This is a genomic window from Streptomyces cellostaticus, from assembly GCF_001513965.1.
Taxonomy (GTDB): Bacteria; Actinomycetota; Actinomycetes; order Streptomycetales; family Streptomycetaceae; genus Streptomyces; species Streptomyces cellostaticus.
In genome coordinates this window covers 317,472-334,517 of the sequence record NZ_KQ948017.1, presented here as the reverse complement: position 1 = coordinate 334,517, position 17,046 = coordinate 317,472, and the positions used below count along the sequence as shown (strand labels likewise).

The 17,046-nt window shown below is 72.8% G+C and carries 16 protein-coding genes and 1 pseudogene; 9 read left to right on the top strand and 8 right to left on the bottom strand.

Features of this window, described 5'->3' with window-relative positions:
• Positions 1-14: 14 nt before the first annotated feature.
• From AQI88_RS47550 to AQI88_RS08630, 6 genes are read right to left on the bottom strand one after another with little or no spacing between them, the layout of a single operon-like run.
• Positions 15-515, bottom strand: coding sequence for a hypothetical protein (locus AQI88_RS47550; RefSeq protein WP_244184091.1), 501 nt, complete (start codon positions 513-515; stop codon positions 15-17).
• Between the two features lie 47 nt (positions 516-562).
• On the bottom strand, positions 563-1,315 hold the full coding sequence (locus tag AQI88_RS08650) for an ABC transporter ATP-binding protein (RefSeq protein WP_066994487.1): 753 nt from the start codon (positions 1,313-1,315) through the stop codon (positions 563-565).
• Between the two features lie 3 nt (positions 1,316-1,318).
• Positions 1,319-2,923: a benzoylformate decarboxylase gene (gene mdlC, locus AQI88_RS08645; protein ID WP_079057466.1), complete on the bottom strand. Its 1,605-nt coding sequence runs from the start codon at positions 2,921-2,923 to the stop codon at positions 1,319-1,321.
• Entirely contained in the window at positions 2,920-3,843 is a 924-nt protein-coding gene (locus AQI88_RS08640; protein WP_079057486.1) for an ABC transporter permease, read from the bottom strand. The genes mdlC and AQI88_RS08640 overlap by 4 nt, the downstream gene beginning before the upstream one ends.
• A 50-nt stretch (positions 3,844-3,893) precedes the next feature.
• On the bottom strand, positions 3,894-4,706 hold the full coding sequence (locus AQI88_RS08635) for an ABC transporter permease (protein WP_066994484.1): 813 nt from the start codon (positions 4,704-4,706) through the stop codon (positions 3,894-3,896).
• The gene (locus tag AQI88_RS08630) at positions 4,703-5,605 is read right to left on the bottom strand and encodes an ABC transporter substrate-binding protein (RefSeq protein WP_079057465.1); all 903 of its coding nucleotides are present in this window, start codon (positions 5,603-5,605) and stop codon (positions 4,703-4,705) included. The genes AQI88_RS08635 and AQI88_RS08630 overlap by 4 nt, the downstream gene beginning before the upstream one ends.
• Positions 5,606-5,744: 139 nt before the next feature.
• Here AQI88_RS08630 and AQI88_RS44890 point away from each other — a divergent pair.
• From AQI88_RS44890 to AQI88_RS08605, 5 genes and pseudogenes are all read left to right on the top strand, one after another.
• Positions 5,745-5,819: pseudogene (locus AQI88_RS44890) on the top strand (short-chain dehydrogenase); the annotation flags it as partial.
• Between the two features lie 319 nt (positions 5,820-6,138).
• Positions 6,139-7,320 (top strand): FAD-dependent oxidoreductase, encoded by a 1,182-nt coding sequence (locus AQI88_RS08620; protein ID WP_066994474.1) that lies wholly within the window; start codon positions 6,139-6,141, stop codon positions 7,318-7,320.
• Between the two features lie 115 nt (positions 7,321-7,435).
• Positions 7,436-9,247: an RICIN domain-containing protein gene (locus tag AQI88_RS08615; protein WP_317932714.1), complete on the top strand. Its 1,812-nt coding sequence runs from the start codon at positions 7,436-7,438 to the stop codon at positions 9,245-9,247.
• Positions 9,248-9,294: 47 nt separating this feature from the next.
• Positions 9,295-10,110 (top strand): inositol monophosphatase family protein, encoded by an 816-nt coding sequence (locus AQI88_RS08610; protein WP_066994471.1) that lies wholly within the window; start codon positions 9,295-9,297, stop codon positions 10,108-10,110.
• Positions 10,111-10,207: 97 nt separating this feature from the next.
• The gene (locus tag AQI88_RS08605) at positions 10,208-10,870 is read left to right on the top strand and encodes a hypothetical protein (protein WP_066994469.1); all 663 of its coding nucleotides are present in this window, start codon (positions 10,208-10,210) and stop codon (positions 10,868-10,870) included.
• A 12-nt stretch (positions 10,871-10,882) separates the two neighbouring features.
• On the opposite strand, the gene AQI88_RS08600 is transcribed toward AQI88_RS08605, so the two are convergent.
• On the bottom strand, positions 10,883-12,076 hold the full coding sequence (locus AQI88_RS08600; protein ID WP_066994466.1) for an acyltransferase family protein: 1,194 nt from the start codon (positions 12,074-12,076) through the stop codon (positions 10,883-10,885).
• Positions 12,077-12,353: 277 nt separating this feature from the next.
• Entirely contained in the window at positions 12,354-13,049 is a 696-nt protein-coding gene (locus tag AQI88_RS08595; protein WP_066994463.1) for a TetR/AcrR family transcriptional regulator C-terminal domain-containing protein, read from the bottom strand.
• A gap of 107 nt (positions 13,050-13,156) precedes the next feature.
• On the opposite strand from AQI88_RS08595, the gene AQI88_RS08590 reads away from it, so the two are divergent.
• The 4 genes from AQI88_RS08590 (at position 13,157) to AQI88_RS08575 (ending at position 17,035) form a co-directional block, all read left to right on the top strand.
• Positions 13,157-14,533, top strand: coding sequence for a serine hydrolase domain-containing protein (locus AQI88_RS08590; protein WP_066994460.1), 1,377 nt, complete (start codon positions 13,157-13,159; stop codon positions 14,531-14,533).
• A 52-nt stretch (positions 14,534-14,585) separates the two neighbouring features.
• Entirely contained in the window at positions 14,586-15,065 is a 480-nt protein-coding gene (locus AQI88_RS08585) for a GNAT family N-acetyltransferase (protein WP_066995033.1), read from the top strand.
• A gap of 125 nt (positions 15,066-15,190) precedes the next feature.
• Positions 15,191-16,357: an abortive phage infection protein gene (locus AQI88_RS08580; RefSeq protein WP_066994457.1), complete on the top strand. Its 1,167-nt coding sequence runs from the start codon at positions 15,191-15,193 to the stop codon at positions 16,355-16,357.
• Between the two features lie 234 nt (positions 16,358-16,591).
• Positions 16,592-17,035, top strand: coding sequence for a Fur family transcriptional regulator (locus AQI88_RS08575; RefSeq protein ID WP_066994454.1), 444 nt, complete (start codon positions 16,592-16,594; stop codon positions 17,033-17,035).
• Positions 17,036-17,046 lie beyond the last annotated feature (11 nt).

The window sequence follows — 17,046 nt, the reverse complement described above, 5'->3', positions numbered from 1 at the left end:
CGGCAGCCGCGGGGTCACCCGTTCTGCGGATACGGCACCACGCTCACCTCCAGCGTGAACACGCCCCGCGCGGCACCCGCCACATCCGGTGCCTTGGCTTCCAGCGTGATCTCGGCCGTACCGCCCCGGGTGCCCGCGCACCGCAGGGTCGCGTGGGCGGTGCCGTCACCGTCCAGGCGCCATCCGGACGGCAGCACGAGGGCGGGGGCGGAACTGAGCGCGCCCGCCCACCGCTTGTCGTCCACGCGCGGCCGCAGCACGAGCGTCACCACGGTCCCGGGCCGCACGCACAGCCGCCGCCGGACCGGATCACCGGGCGAGACGATGACCTCCGCATGCCCGGCGGCGCACGTGCCCGCCGACGCGGAGGCCGTGGCCGCGGTGGGGGACGCAGCCGGGTGCGACGGCTGCGGCGAGCGGCTCCCGGACGACCTGGCCCCTGAGCCTGTCGACGCCCCGCAGCCCGCCAGCACGACGACCGCGGCCACCACGCAACCACCGGCCCACCACCGCATGCCCGCACCTCCCGGCCTCCGGGTACGGCTCCCAGGATGCCCCGGCCTCACTCGCCGTGCCGCACCGCCCGTCCCACCTCCGTGCGCAGCGCCACGAAACCGGGCAGGCCCCGCGTGCCGATCTGGTCGCGCTCGCCGGGCAGGTCGACCGCCAGATCCCGGACGACACGAGAGCCGGGGCCGTGGGAGAGGACGACGACGCGGTCGCCGACGTAGACGCTCTCGTCGATGTCGTGGGTGACGAACACGATGGTCGTGCCGTCGGCGCGGTGCACTTCGAGGAGCAGGTCCTCCAGGTCCTCGCGGGTACGGGCGTCCAGGGAGCCGAACGGCTCGTCCATGAGCAGCAGGGAGGGCCGGCAGACCAGCGCGCGGGCGATGGCGACGCGCTGCTGCATTCCGCCCGAGAGCTGCCGGGGATGCCGGCGGGCCACCCCGGACAGGCCGACGCGTTCGAGGATGGCCTCGGCCTCGGCGTGCCGGGCCGCCCGTCGAAGGCCCCGGCGCCGCAGGGGCAGGGCCACGTTGTCGCGGACGGTGAGCCAGGGCAGCAGCGAGCGGCCGTACTCCTGGAAGACGACCGCGAGCCGCTCGGGTACGCCGGTCACCGGAGTGCCGTCGACCGTGATCGTGCCCTCGTGCGCGGGCAGCAGCCCGGCGATGGTGCGCAGGAGCGTGGACTTGCCACAGCCGGACGGACCGACGACGCACAGCAGCTGGCCATCGGGCACGGTCAGGCTGATGCCGTCCAGCACGGGGTGGTCGCCGTAGCGCTGGCGCACGGAGTCGAGACGCAGCATCCCTCACCCGGCCCAGGGCTCGTACAGGGCGCCCGCGCTGCCGGTCACCCGCAGCTGGAGCAGGAACGGGCCCGCGTCGTCGCCCAGGCCCAGAGCGTGGTCGAGAGCGGCCGGCAGTTCGTCGGGGCGCTCGGCGCGGGCCGCGGGGCAGCCGAAGGACTGCGCGAGGCCCGTGAAGTCGATGCCCTCGATGTCCGTACCGGGAACGTGCGCGATACCGATCCGGCGGCCCAGCGCGCGGACGGCCCCGTACCCGCCGTTGTCGAGGAGCACGTAGGTGACGGGTGCCGCGTACCGGGCCGCGCTCCACAGGGCCTGCACGGAGTAGAGCGCCGAGCCGTCGCCGACCACGCACACCACCCGGTGGCCGTCGGCGAGCGCCCGGCCGACCGCGAGGGGCAGGCCCCAGCCGAGCGCTCCGCTGCCCGTGGTGAGGAAGCCGCCGCTCAGGTCCACCGGCACGCGCGCGTGCAGGGCGTCACGATGACTGGGGGCCTCCTCGACGAGCACCCGGTCGCGCGGCAGCCGGGCGTGCAGCAGATCGAAGAACAGCTCCGGGGTGAGAGGCCCCTGCGCGCAAGCCGCCGGGGGTGCGGGGCGGGGCGGCGGCGGGTCGCGGTCCGCTTCCTTCACCAGCTCGGCGAGCCGGGCCAGCGCGGGCCCCAGCGTCGTCACGATGCTGGTGCCGGTGGGCAGCCAGGCGGCCTGCCCCGGATCGCAGTCCAGGTGGAACAGCTCGGTGCCCGGCGCAAGCGGCGGCCCGCCGTCCGCCACGTGGTACGTGAACACCGGTGCGCCGAGGGCCACCACCACGTCGTACGGCGCCAGGCGTGCGGCCAGCGGGCCGGCGACCGGTGGCAGGAAGCCCTGGAACAGCGGGTGCGACTCCGGGAACCCGGAGCGGCCGGACAGGGGGCTGATCCAGACCCCGGCCCGGAGCCGCTCGGCCAGCGCCCGGACCTCGTCCAGCGCGTCCTCGTCGTCCACGCCGGGGCCGACCACCAGGGCTGGGCGGGCTGAGGCGTCGAGCCGGGCGGCGAGGCCGGCGAGGACCTCCGGGCGGGCCGTGAACGCGGAGTGCACCATGCGGGGCGCGACCGCCTCGGCGGGCCGGTCCCAGTCGTCCTCGGGCACGGAGACGAAGACCGGGCCGCGCGGATGCGTCATCGCGATCCGGTACGCCTCGGCGAGCACGGCCGGCACGTCCTCGGCCCGCTCCGGCTGGCGGGCGTACTTCACGTACGGACGCGGGAACAGGGCCGGGTCGTCGGCGCCGAGGAACGGCCGCAGCTGGATCAGCGCGCGTGCCTGCTGGCCCGCCACGATCACCAGGGGCACCCGGTCGCGGAAAGCGTTGAAGACGGCGCCGAGCGCATGCCCCACTCCGCCGGCCGAGTGCAGACTGACGAAAGCCGCGCGCCGGGTGCCGAGGGCGTGTCCGGCCGCCATACCCACGGCGGTGGACTCCTGGAGCCCGAGCACATAGGTGAAGTCGTCCGGCCAGTCACGGACCATGCGCAGCTCCGTGGAACCCGGGTTGCCGAAGACCGTCGTCATGCCGGTGTCCCGCAGGAACCGGACGACCGCGTCGCGCACCGTTGCCGTCACGAGGACCTCCCCGGTCCGATGAGCCGCCTCTCGACCGCCAGCAGGCCGGTGTTGAGGAGAAAACCGAGGACGCCGAGCAGCATCAGCGCGGACCACACGGTGAGCAGGTCGGACCGGGTCTGGGCGTCGGTGAGCGTGAAGCCGATGCCGTCGGCGGTCCCCGGCAGCAGCTCCGAGAAGACCATCAGGATCAGGGACAGCGACAGGCTCAGCCTGAGGCCCGCGAAGATCCGGGGCAGCGCGGACGGCAGCACGAGGAACCACAGCCGCTCGGGCCCCGTCAGCCGCAGCACCGCGGCCACCTCCAGCCGCAGCGGGTCCGTGGCCCGGGCGCCCTCGGCCGAGTTGACCAGCACCGGCCATAGGGCGCTGAACGCGATCGACGCCACCTGCATGGGCGTACCGAAGTCGAGGACGACGACGAACACCGGCACCAGGGCGGGCGGCGGAACGGCCCGCGCGAACTGGAGCACCGGGTTGCACAGCGCGTACGCCCGCCGGGAGCGGCCCACCGCGATTCCGAGGGCGATCCCGGCGACGGCGGCGAGCACGAATCCCGCCGCCATCCGCCCGAGGCTGGGCAGGATGGTGTCGACGGCCGCCCGGGTGAGGAACAGGTGGCCGAGAGGCCCGGAGAACCACAGGCCGTGGGCGTGGCGGGCGATACGCAGCGGGGGCGGGAAGTACACGCTGCCGTGCGCACGGGCGGCCGCCTCCCAGCCGACGACGGCGGCCAGAAGCACCGACCAGCGCAGCAGCAGGGGGACGGCGGCACGGGCCGGGCGGGAACGGGAGCGGGAGTTCTGCACAGCAGGGGCAGGGCACGTGCGGGAGCCGTCAGAGGCGAGGGCCTTGCCGGGGCGGGAGCCATCAGGGGTGCGGGCCTGCCCGGTGCGGGACTCGTCAGGGGTCCGGGACATGTGTGTGCGGGAGCCCTCCGGAGTACGGTGCGCCCGGCGCCGGTCCGCCGTCATGTGCGGGCCTCCTGCCGCTCCGGCCCCGGCTGCCGCCGCGCGGGCGGGGTTTCGTGGGCCCAGCGGAACAGCCGCCGTTCGGCCCCGACCAGTACGCCGTTGATCACCAGCCCCAGGGTGCCCGCCCACACGACGCCCGCGAGGACGTCCCGGGTGCCGTCCGTGGCCGTCTCGGCCTGGGCGATGAAGATGCCGAGCCCCTGGCCGAACCCGGACAGGATCTCCGAGGCGACGGCCAGGATCAGCGCGACCGCGGCGGAGATCCGCACCCCGGCGGCGATGAACGGTGCGGTGCCGGGCAGTTCCACCCGCAGCAGCACCGCGAGGCGCCCGAAGCCGAAGGTACGCAGCGTGTCCTTGGCGAGGGGATCGGTCTCGGCGAGGCCGTAGACGGTGTTGAACAGCACCGGCCACAGGGACGCGTACGCGATCAGCGTCACCTCCGCCGTGGTTCCCGATCCGAGCAGCAGCGACACCAGCGGGATCAACGCGACGGACGGCAACGGCCGCAGGAACTCGACGATCGCGCGCAGGGCGGCGTCGAGGAGCGGCACCGCGCCCAGCAGCAGCCCCAGCGGTACGGCGATCGCGCAGGCGAGGCCGAGGCCCAGCGCCCAGGCCCGCAGCGTGGCCCCGACGCCGTCGAGGAAGGCCCGGTCGCCCGCCAGTTGCGCGGCCCGGGCGAGGACGTCGGAGGCGGGCGGCAGATAGCTGCGCCGCACGAGCCCGGCCCGGGAGACCGCCTCGCAGGCGCCGAAGGCCAGCACCGCGCCGAGGACGCCGAGCAGCAGCTCCTGACGTCGCGTCATGGGGCCAGCAACGGCGCCGGGTCGAGGTTCTTCTTCAGCAGGCCCTGTTCGCGCATGAGGCGGACGAGACGGCGCAGTTGCGCGGCGTCGGCGGTCACCGGATACGTGGGCAGGTGGATCGACCTGGCCTGGTCCGCGGTGACCTTGGTGTACTTCGGCAGCTCCGTGCGTACGGCCCGCGGATCCTCAGCGGCGATCTTCGAGGCCGCCTCGACGGCACGCCGGAAGCCCGCCGCCGCCTTCGGGTACTTCTGCGTGAAGGCCCGCGTGGTCACGTATCCGCTGGCGGACAGGCCCAGGGCCGGCCCCGAGCCGGCGTCCAGCAGCACCCGGGCGCCCAGCTCGCCCTGGATCGCAGTGTCGAAGGGCTCGACCGCGTGGACGGCGTCCACCTGGTCCCGCTCCAGGGCGGGACCCATCTGCGGGAAGAGGATCTGCCGGTAGACGGGCCGGCCGGCGCCCTGGGCGTCGAGGATCGCGTTCAGGGTCAGCGACTGGATGTTGTTGAGGACGGCGACGGCGACCTTCTTGCCCGCGAGGTCGGCCGGCGTCCTGATCGCCGAGTCCTTGGACACGAGGACGTCCATCATGTGCGGGGCGATCCGGACGCCCTCGGCGAGGATGCGCAGGTCCAGGGTGCCCTTCTCGTACGCCTGGAGGTAGGTGACGTAGTTGGCGCTCGCGATCACGTTCACCTGGCCTTTGATCAGCGCGGGCAGCGCCTGGATGCTCTGTTGTACGGGCCGGATGTCGACGTCCAGGCCCTCCTTGGCGAACAGCCCGCGGTCCCGGGCGAGATAGAGGGCGGCCGAGTCGGTGAGCGGCAGTGCCGCCACGGTCAGCTTCTGCCGCCCGCCGTCGGTGGCGGAGCCCCCGCCGTCCTGGCAGCCCGCGACCATGAGTGCGACGACGGCGGTGAACGCCGCGAACCTGGTCCGTCCCGATCGTGATCGACATAACGCCATAGGGGCATACCTACCCCGGAATTGTCATGATCGCTACATGCTAGCAACCGGTTTCGTCACCCGGAGTCCGGGCGCCCGCGGCGCCGCCAAGGTCTACGCCACCGCCCGTGACCCGCACACCATCACCCACCCCGACGCCGTACCGCTGACCTGCGTGCGCCTGGAGCTGCGGCCCCGCGGCACCGACGTCACCGGGCTGCACCTCAGGGCTGCGCTGACAAGGGCGCCCTGTCCGGGGACGTAGCCGCCATGCACGAGCGGCTCGCCGCGTGGCAGGCCGGCCAAGGATCCTGCCGGGCCGAGGGGACAGCACCGGCCCGGCAGGATCCGGTGGGGAACCGGACACGCGCCGCCCCGCCGCACCCCCGGGCCTGTCCGGTTCTCGGCCCCCGGCACTCTCCGCGAACCCGGCGCTGCCCTTAGATGGATGCAGCCCACATGGTCGGCGGGAGCGGAGTGTGACACGGATGGCTGCGACGAGCGTCATGGTGGTCGGCGGCGGAATCGCGGGCACGGCGGCAGCGCTGGGCCTGGACAAGGCGGGTTTCGGCGTCACGGTCTTCGAGTCGCATCCCGACGCGGCCGAAGATCTCGGCGCCTTCCTGACCCTGGCGAGCAACGGCATGCGCGCCCTCGCCCAGCTCGACGCCACGGACGCCGTCACGGCCATCGGTTTTCCGCTGACTTCGCTGCGCCTGCTCGACAGCCGGGGCGCCGAGCTGACACAGGCACCGCTGGGCGAGGCGGACGACCCGGCCCTGCGCTTCCGCTGTCTGCGCCGCGGCGAGCTGAACTCGGCCCTGCAGGCGGAGGCCGCCCGGCGCGGCATTTGCGTGCACCATGGCACCCGGCTGGTGTCCGTGGCGGGCGGCCCCGACGGCGTCACCGCGCACTTCTCCGACGGAGGCACCGCCACCGCGGACCTCCTCGTCGGCGCGGACGGCCTGAACTCGACCGTGCGCCGGCTCGTCCTCGGGTCCGCGGTGCAGCCCCGGTATGCGGGCCAGCGCGTCTTCTACGGCTACACGGACGGCGCCCCCGTGACCGACGGCACCGGCGTCATCACCATGGTGCGCGGCAGCGAAGCCGCCTTCGGCTACGCGCCCTCGCCCACGGGGCAGACGTACTGGTTCGCCCGCATCGCAGGCGACCCGCTGCCCGCCGACGGGCCAGCCTACCGCACGGCCACCGACCGGCGCGACGAGCTGCTCCGCCTCCTGCGCAAGGACCCCACCCCCGCCGGCGACATCGTCGCGGCCTGCGCCGACCGCATCATGGTCACCAACGTCACCGAGATGCCGCTCGGCACCGCCTGGCACGCGGGCCGCATCCTCCTCGTCGGCGACGCGGCCCATGTGGCCTCCCCGGCCACCGGGCAGGGAGCCTCGATGGCGCTGGAGGACGCCGTCGTCCTCGCCAAGTCCCTGCGGGACGCCCCCGATCCGCACACCGCGTTCGCCATGTACGAGCAGTACCGCCGCCCGCGCGTGGAGCACAACATCACCGTCAGCGGCGGCATCTCCCGCGGCACCCACACCCCTTCGCGCACCGCCGCCACAAATCCCGGCGCCCGGTCCGAAGACGACGCGCTGATCAGCCAACTGGCCTGGGACGTCCCCCTGTCCGCCGTCGCCGAGGCCACGGGCTGAGCCGCGCGCGCCGCCGCGAAAGTGCAAGAGCCGGAGCAGGGGAGTCCATTGCCGGGGGAAACCGCCGGGCCGGATCGTTCGGGTGCAACCGGCCCTTCGGCAACAAGGAGCACCCGTGCGACTCTTGAGCAGAGCAGGCGGCGTCATGGCCGCGGCCGTCGCCCTGGCCCTGGGCGGCGGCACCGCGGCCCCGGCCACCGCCCTCTTTCCGGCCACCGAGGCGACGTACCGCGTGACCGTGGGCACTCCCGTACCGTTCACCCACCCCACGGACACCCCCGCCACCCCGTACCTCGACCGGGACGGCACCTTCCACTACCAGCAGTCCGCCGCCCTCTACGGCGCCAAGGACCCGCGGACCTGGGACTTCTACACCGGCAAGGATTTCGACAGCGCCACCTTCGACAAGGCGCTGAGCAAGGCCGTCAACCCCGCCAACGCCGACGACCGCAACGACGACACCACCTGGCGGTGCAACCACAGCCCGACCGGACGCGAGGCGACGTACCCACCCGCCGGCTCGGGCTACGCCCAGAAGAACTACTGCGACCTGTCGGGCGTGTGGGTCGACCCCGACACCGGTGACTGGTACGGCCTGGTGCACAACGAGTTCACCCCGCAGCCCTTCGGTGACGGACTGCACTACGACGCCATCGACTACGCCCTCTCCACCGACCGGGGCCACACCTGGACCATCAAGGACCACGTCCTCACCTCCCCGTACAGCACCGAGCGCGGGGACACGACGGCCTTCCCGCACCAGACGTACTCCTACGGCGACGGCGACCAGCGCCTCTTCGTCGACACCGCCTCCGGCTACTTCTACGTCTACTACGGCTCCCGGATCGTGGAGAAGAACGGCGGCTGGAAGGCGTTCCACGAACACGTGGCCCGCGCGCCGATCTCCGCGAAGATGGCGCCCGGTTCCTGGCGCAAGTGGTATGACGGCTCCTGGTCCCAGCCCGGCACCGGCGGCCGGGAGAGCAACATCGTGCCCGTCGACGCGGACCACCCCACCGGCTACACCCCCGTCTCCGGCGAGTACGACCCGGCCAACACCGGCACCGCCGCCGAGCAGATCGCGGCCGGCAAGATGCCCCCGACCTCGCCGCTGTTCGTCATGAACATCGCCTACGACGCCTACCTCGGCCTGTACATCGGCGAACCGCAGGCCGTCGACCAGAGCGGCGGCTCACCGCAGTACTTCTACGCCACCGACGACCTGGCCGCCCAGAAGTGGCACCTCATCGGCGACACCGGCGGCTACACGAACGCCTCCTGGTACCGCTGGTTCCTCGACCGCGCCAACCGGACCGGCTCCACCGTCGTCGGCAAGACCTTCCGTTCGTACTGCTCCTTCGGCTGCTCCCACGACGCCTCCGGCGAATACGTCGACGTCACCATCGACTCCGCCCGGCCCGCAGCGCCGCCGGTGGACACCGGCCGCCGCTACCGCATCGCCGCCGGCACGGGCCGCGTCCTCGCCCAGGCCTCCGGCGGCTCCACCACGACCTCCGTCGCCGCCCCCACCGGCTCGGCCCGGGAGTCCTGGATCTTCGCCCCCACGGGCGACGGCGCCTTCACCCTCGCCAACGCCGCCGACGGACGCCTGCTGGGTGTCGACTCCGCTTCCCGCGCCGGCCGGGCGTGGGGCGCCCGGCCCACCGTCACCGCGGCCCCGGCCGTCGGGCCCGCGGTCGGCCAGCAATGGTTCCTGGTCCGCAGCGCCTCGGGCGACGGCACCTACCGTCTCGTCAACCGCTACAGCGGCCTCGTACTCGCCCTGTCCGGGTCCCAGGCCCGCCGCGCAGAGACCACTCCGGCGCGCAACTGGACCGACATGAGCGGCAGTTCGGTCGGCGGCGGCCGCACCGCGGCCGAGCAGACCCTGTCCCTCACCCCGACCGGGCAGGCCCGCAGGCCGTAGCAGACCCGCGCCCGCCGTCCGTGCGGGCCCGGACCTATCCTGGCTGCATGCTGATCAACAACGGGGAGTCCGACGCCCAACTGGCCCTGAGGGCGGCCCAGGCAGGCGCGGACGTGGTACGCGCCATGTACGGGGGATCCCTCGCCCGCTTCGAGAAGTCCGCCGGTGACTTCGCGACGGCGGCCGACCTCGCGGCGGAGAAGGCCATTCTCGAGGTGCTGCGCAGCGCGCGGCCCGACGACGCCGTGACGGGGGAGGAGAGCGGCAGCACCGGCGCCGAAGCGGCACCGCGCCGCTGGCTGGTCGACCCGCTGTGCGGCACCCTCAACTACGCGGTGCGGAACATGCTGGTGGGGGTGAACGTGGCCCTGCGGGTGGGCGACGAGATCACGGCGGCCGCGACGGCCGACCCGTTCAGCGGCGAGGGGTTCTGGACCGACGGGCACCGGGCCCGGGTCCGACACGACGGCACGGACGAGGAGTTGGCGCCTTCGCCGGACTCGCGGCTGGTGGACGTCAACCTCGACCCGCCCTTCCCCAACGCCCCCGGATTCCAGGCGGTCAAGCTCATGGCCGACCCCGGCTTCGGGCAGCGGTTCCGGCCCCGGGTGGTCTCCACGACTCTCGCGGTCGCCTGGGTGGCCGCCGGCCGCCGCGCCGCGTACGTCACCGACGGCGACCTGCGCGACAGCGTGCACTTCTCGGCCGGGATCGCCCTGTGCCGGGCCGCCGGCTGCACGGTGACCGGCATCGACGGCCGGCCCGTGCACACCGGTGCGGGCGGGCTGATCGCGGCTGCCGACGCGGAGACGCACGCGGCGTTGCTGGCGATGGCCGAGGACCAGATGCGGCAGCAGGCCTAGCCCCTCGAGCAGGGGTCGGCGTGCGGCTGCTCGGCACCCCTGGCCAGGGTGAGCGCCGACCCGGGACCCGGGTCTTTTCCACGGGGGAACGATCTTCGTGAACGCCCTTGTGTTCCATGTGACGACGGCTGCACTGATGGTGCTGATGTTCAAGAGCGGCGTGCTCCTGATCGGCGAGGACACGCTGCGCCGTCGGCCGGTGCCCTGGGCGGCGGTCGCCCTCACGGCCGTGGCGATCGGCGCAGTGCTGCTGCAGGTGAGCCGGCCGGGTGCGATGGACGCCCTGGAGGGCGATCCCCGCAGAACGGGTTGGTGGCGCGTGGTCACCTCGGTCTTCATGCAGAACGGCGGGTTCCTCGGCGGTGCCTGGAACATCGTGACGCCGGCCGCCGTCGCCGCGCCGGCCCAGTGGTTCTGGGGCGGTCCGCTCATGCCGGCCCTGTTCGCCGGCGGCATCCTGCTGCCGGAGCGGATCGACGCCCTGTTCGGCGAGACGTCCCACAGCACCGATCCGCGCAATTTCGCGGGCAGTTCGGGCGCGACCTACTTCCTCGCCGCCACCCTCACCGCAGCCCTGCTCCTCACCGTCACGGACACCAGGATCCGCCTGCCGGCGGCGGTCACGCCCGTGGCCGGGCTCGCGATGTGGCTGGCCCAGGACAACGGGCACGGCCTGGTCAGCTGCTACGGCTTCCTCCTCGGCTGTGCCGCCCTGCCGCTGGCCCGCTGCCTGCCCCGCCCGGTGTCCTCGGCCCCGTAGAAACCGACCGGCTCAGTCGCGCGCCGGGGCCGGCGCCTCCCGGTTGGAGGGCACCGGCTCCGGCTGCTGTTCGGAACCGCCGCCGGTCCGGCGGCGGCGCAGCAGCAGGCGTCTCGCCGGGCGTTCCACCGCCTCGTACAGCACCCAGGACAGACCCAGGGACAAGCTGAAGGCGACGGCGGTGACCGCCGCGCCCGTCAGTACGCCGAACTGCGGCTTGGTGCCCAGCAGGTTCGTGCCCGCGCGCAGGACCAGCAGGTGGACCATGTAGAAGGCGAACGACAGTTCCCCCAGGCGCACGAGCCGCCGATGCCGCCACAGGGACGGCAGTCCGTGCAGGTCCGCGACGGCTGCCGCCGGGATGAGCACAGTGAACCCGGCGAGGGTGCAGACCGTGGCGGAGTATCCGGGCGTGACCTGCGGGACCAGGAAGTAGCCGATGATCGCCAGGGCCAGCGACGCCTCCAGTCCGGGCCCGCGCCACCGGCCGAGCACCACCAGCCGGGCCGTGACGGCGCCGAGGACGAACTCGGGCAGGCGGGCGGCGGGGAAGGAGTAGACCGACTGGGTCATCCAGTGATGGGCGTCCGCCCACGCCAGCACCAGTACCGCCGCGACCGACACGCCGCCCAGCGCGGTGGAACCCCGGGCGCCGAGCCGGCGCAGCAGCAGGATCAGCAGCGGGAAGGAGGCGTAGAAGAACGCCTCGCACGCCAGCGACCAGCTGACCGGGTTCAGCGTCTGCCACCACGGGCGCCACCAGGAGTGCAGCAGCAGGACGTTGGCCACGGTCTGCTTGGGTGTCGGGTTCCCCTGGTGGGCCAGCGTGTACGTCATGAGGAGCGCGACGACCAGGGTGACCAGGTGCACCGGGTAGACCCGCGCGATGCGCCGGCGCCAGAAGGCGAGCGCGCGGTCCCGTGGCCGCGCGGACCAGGTCAGCACGAAGCCGGACAGCACGAAGAAGAACGACACTCCCGTGGCACCGGCCCCGAATCCCCAGAACACGATCCGCCCGGCGCCACCTCCGAAGTAGCCGAAGTTGTTGACGTGCAGTCCGAACACCAGCAGGGCCGCCATCCATCGCAGTCCGGTGAGGGACGGCAGGGAGGGCAGCGCCGCTGACGGGGAGGATCTCCCCGAGGCAGCGGTTGTGCCGGTTTGTGCGGGCGGCGTCCGGTTCGTCCGGGTCGTCGCCGTTGTCATCCAATCACCTGCCGCAGGAAGTTCGCGTGGGGCATGAAGGGGAACGATGCCCGTTCGGCCCCTGTCCATCACTTCGCATTGCAAACATCACACTGCTGCCGAACGACGCCGCCCCCGGTATGCCACGGACGGTCCGACTGTATGCACCCGTACGAGTGAGAGAGCCGGTTGACTCACCGGGCCGGCCGTGGATCCTGGCGAACGAGGCCCTGACGGCGTGCCGGTCGCGGGTGGCGACGAACTCCTCCGGCCGCAGCGCGTACAGCTCACCCGGCCCTCACGCGTCGCGGCCACGGCCCTCGGCGGCGAGCAGGGTCTCGAAGCCGTCGAGGATGCTGCCGAGGCCGAAGGTGAACGTGCTCTCCGGTGCCGCGGCGTAGTCCGTGGCGGCGGTCGTGCCGAGGCGGGCGCGCAGGTGCGGGAAGCGCATCGCGATCTCGCCGGCCTGTGCCATGGCGGCGGCCAGCTGCTGTTCCGCGTCGCCGCCGCCTCTGCTCAGGCGGCGGGTCAGGGAGACCTGCGCGGCGGAGCCCAGGGCGCTGCCGAGGACGAAGACGAACACCGTGGCGGCTGCCCGGTCGGCGTCGGCGGGAGCGAAGCCGGCCCGCTCGTAGAGGGCGAGGGTGTGGTCGTCGTAGCGGGATTTGCCGGGGCCGTACAGGAGATGGCTGCCGAACGCCTGGCCGAACCAGGGGTGCCGCAGCAGCATCGTGTGCATGCCGGTGGCCGCGGCGACGGCGGCCGTCCGCCAGTCGGTGGCATCGGGATCGGGCAGCTCGACCTCGACCCAGATCGCGTCCCCGGCGAGCCTGACCAGTTCGTCCTTGGTCTTGATGTGCCAGTAGATCGCCGTGGCGGCGGCGCCGAGCCGTTTGCCCAGGCTGCGCATGTTGAGGCCGTCCAGTCCGGCCTCGTCCAGCAGCTCGATGGCGGCACGGACGATCTGGTCTGGGGTCAGCGTGTTTCGCGGCATGGCCGGAAGTCTAGGTGAACTTAGTTCAAGTGGTCTCTTGCACTTAGTTCAGGAAGTCGTTTAACGTCTCCTGTACTTAGTTCAAGAGAGGCGAGGGGGAGACCAGGATGTCGCAGGAGACGCTGTCGGACTTCGTGGCGGCCACGGCCAAGGAGTTCGGCATACCCGGTGTGTCCGTGGGGGTGCTGCTGGACGGCAGGGAGGAGTACGTCTCCCATGGCGTGACCAGCCTCGATCACCCGATGCCGGTCAGCGAGCGGACGCTGTTCCCGGTGGCCTCCGTCACCAAGACCGTCACCGCGACCGCCCTCATGCGCCTGGCGGCCGAGGGCAGGGTGGATCTGAGCGCGCCGGTGCGCCGGTACGTCCCCGAGCTGAGGCTGGCCGACGAGGAGGCCGCCGCCCGGATCACCGTGCTGAACCTGCTCAACCACACCGCCGGGCTGGACTGGAACCTGATTGACCCCGATGAGGACGATCCCTCCCTGGCCGCCTTCGTGGCGAAGATGGCCACGCTGGAGATGATCGCCCCGCCCGGCACCCGCGCCTCGTACAGCCAGGCCGGGTACAACCTCGCCGGCCGCGTGATCGAGAAGGTCACGGGCCTGGCGTTCGAGCAGGCCGTGGCCTCGCTGGTGCTGGAGCCGCTCGGCCTGTCCGACACCGTCTTCGACCTGGACGACGTCATGGTCCGGCCGTTCGCCGTGGGGTACAACCGCGACGAGGACGGGGCCTGGCGGACCGCGCGGCCGTGGAAGGCGTCCAAGGCGGGCGCGCGCGGCAACAACCCGGGCGGTGGCATGGTGTCCTCGGCCGGGGACCTGCTGCGCTGGGCCCGGTTCCACCTCGGCACCGGAGGCAGCGTGCTGCCGGCCGAGGCGCTGCGGCGCATGCGGACGCAGACGGTCGAACTGCACGGCAGCACGCTCGGGGACGGCTTCGGCATCTGCTGGTTCCTGCGCGAGGTGGACGGCGTCCGCACGATCGGGCACGGCGGCTCGGGCAACGGCCAGTTCGCCGAACTGCTCCTCGTGCCGGAGCGCGACTTCGCCGTCGTCTCGCTGGCCAACGCGGGCCCGGACGGCTACCGGTTCAACCAGGCCGTCGCCCGCTGGGCCCTCGAGTACCACCTCGGCGTGGTGGAGCGGGACCCGGAGCCGGTCCCGTACGACGCGGCGCGGGCCCGGACGGTCGCCGGCCGGTACGAGAACGACGCGATGAACCTGGACATCGCCACCGACGGGTCCCGGATCACGCTCGCGGTCGGGATCAAGCCGGAGATCCGTCAGGCATCGGCCACCGAGATGCCCCCGGACTACCCGGCGGCCGCCATGGGCTTCCTGCCCGGTGACGGACAGGAGTACATCATCACCGAGGGCGGCCTCGCGGGGCAGCGCGGCTTCTTCAGCTTCGACCACGACGGCACCGTCATCGGCGTCGACCTGGCCGGACGGCTCTTCGGCCGCGTGCGGGACGGGTCCTGAGGGGGGACCGGGCGGTGGACAGGCGGCGGGTCCGCCGCGAGCATCCATGATCATGAGTGAGCTTGTGCGCGTGCGGCCTGCCGAACCCGGTGACTACGATCGCATCATCCCTGTGGTGGACGAATGGTGGGAGCGGCCGATCCGTTCCGTGCTGCCCCGGCTGTTCCTCGACCACTTCCATCGCACGAGCCTGATCGCCGAGGACGGCGTCGGGCTCGCCGGGTTCCTGATAGGAGTGTTGTCTCCGTCGGCGCCCGACACCGCGTACATCCACTTCGTCGCAGTGGCGCCGCGGGCCCGCCAGGAAGGGCTGGCCCGCCGCCTCTACCAGCGGTTCTTCGAACTGGCCGCGGCCGAACACCGCACCCAGGTGAAGGCGATCACCTCGCCGCAGAACCAGCGCTCCATCGCCTTCCACACCGCGCTGGGGTTCACGGTCACGGGTCCCGTCCGCGACTACGACGGCCCGGGCGTCGACCGCATGGTCTTCCGGCTCCCGCTTCCGCACCAGCCGGGTCCGGCGCCGTCCTGACGCCCGGCGTCGGGCCGGCCCCGCGGCCGGCCGCGACTTTCGCCGCCCGATCCGCTCCCTTCGGCTGCGCGTCGTAGACCATCGGGGGACGGCGCGGGCCAGGCCGGTGCCGCCAGGGTGACCGTATGCAGAAGACCCACGACCGTACGCAGAAGACCAACGGGATCAACCGCGAGAGCGGAGGGATCGACCGCGCACAGTTCCTGGCCGGGATGGCGTCCGCCGGGCTCGCCGCGGCGCTGCTGCCCGCGGGCACGGCCTGGGCGGCCGGGCCCCGGCACGGACTGCACCACCGAGGTGTGGTCTACACCGTCGGCGAGGGCGAGACACCGGCCACCGGCTTCCGTACGGCCCGGATGCGCGGGGACATCCGGGCGATCCGCGACGAACTGCACGCCGACACCGTGGACGTCACCGGCGACGGTGTGGAGCGGCTGACGGCCACCGCCGCCGAGGCCGCGGAGCGCGGCCTGCACATCTGGCTCCAGCCGACCCTCGGTGACGTCCCCGAACGGGACATCCTGGAACACCTCGCCGAGACCGGCCGCTTCGCGGAACGGCTGCGCCGGCAGGGCGCGAGCGTCGACTTCAGTGTGGGCTGCGAGTTCTGGCTGTTCGTGCCGGGCATCGTCCCGGGCGACACGGTCCTCGAACGCGTCCAGAACCTGCTGGACGGCAAGGTCGACCCCGTCAGGATGCAGCGCCGCCTGGACCGCTTCACGGCCAGGGCGGCGGCGGTCGGCCGCTCCGTCTTCCGCGGCCGGCTCAGCTACGCGGCCGCCCAGGACGACCGGGTCGACTGGCGGCTCTTCGACATCGTCGGCATCGACTACTACGCGTACTTCCCCCGCCGCGGCGACTACGTACGGGAGCTGCGCCGCCACCTGCGCTGGGGCAAGCCGCTGGCGATCACCGAGTTCGGCACCTGTGCCTACGTCGGTGCCCCCGAGACCCGCGGCATGGGCTGGAACGTCGTCGACCACGACAAGCACCCCGAGGAGATCAAGGGCGACCTGGTCCGCAGCGAACGCACCCAGGCCGCCTACCTCATGCAGCTCCTCGACGTGTTCTCCTCGATGAACCTGTACGCGGCCATGGCGTTCGAGTTCGTCACCCCCGACGCTCCGCACCGCCCCGGGGATCCCCGCCACGACCTCGACTTGGCGAGCTACGCCATCACCAGGACCGTCGAGGACCGCCCGTACGACCCCGCCTCCGGCTGGCACCGGGAACCCAAGGAGGCCTTCCGCGCCCTGGCCCGGCGGTACGCGAGGGACGCGTGCCGCCGCTGACCCACCGGCCCCGGAGCCCCCCCGCTCACCCCTTCGGAGGATCCCCCGGCCCGGCGCGCGGCAGGGCGGCACGGACGGCTCCATGATGCGTCCGTGCCCGCGCGCGCCCCGGCCCGTTCACCTGCCCTGCCGGGCCGAGCGACGCACGGGCGAACACCGGCCGACGACACGAGGCCAGAATTGCATCATTCGTTTTCTTGAATCTCTCGTGTTTGTGAGGGTAGATTCGCTCTCATGACCGCATCCCGGACTCCGACCACCGCCGAAGAGCTGCGCGGTGTGGGCCTGCGGGTGACGGCCGCCCGCGTCGCGCTGCTCGAAACCGTCCGGCACGGCGATCACCTCGATGTCGAGACGATCGCGTCCGGCGTACGTGACCGCGTGGGCCACATCTCCGTCCAGGCCGTCTACGAGGCGCTCCACGCGCTCACCGCGGCCGGACTCGTACGCCGTATCGAACCGCCCGGCAGCCCGGCCCGGTTCGAGGGACGCGTCGGGGACAACCACCACCATCTCGTGTGCCGGTCCTGTGGCGTCGTCGTCGACGTCGACTGCGCGGTCGGCCACGCCCCCTGTCTGACCGCGGCCGACGACCGCGGCTTCTCGATCGACGAGGCCGAGGTCATCTACTGGGGCCTGTGCCCCGACTGTTCCAGCGCCGCTACCGCAGCATCCTGAACCCCTCAGTT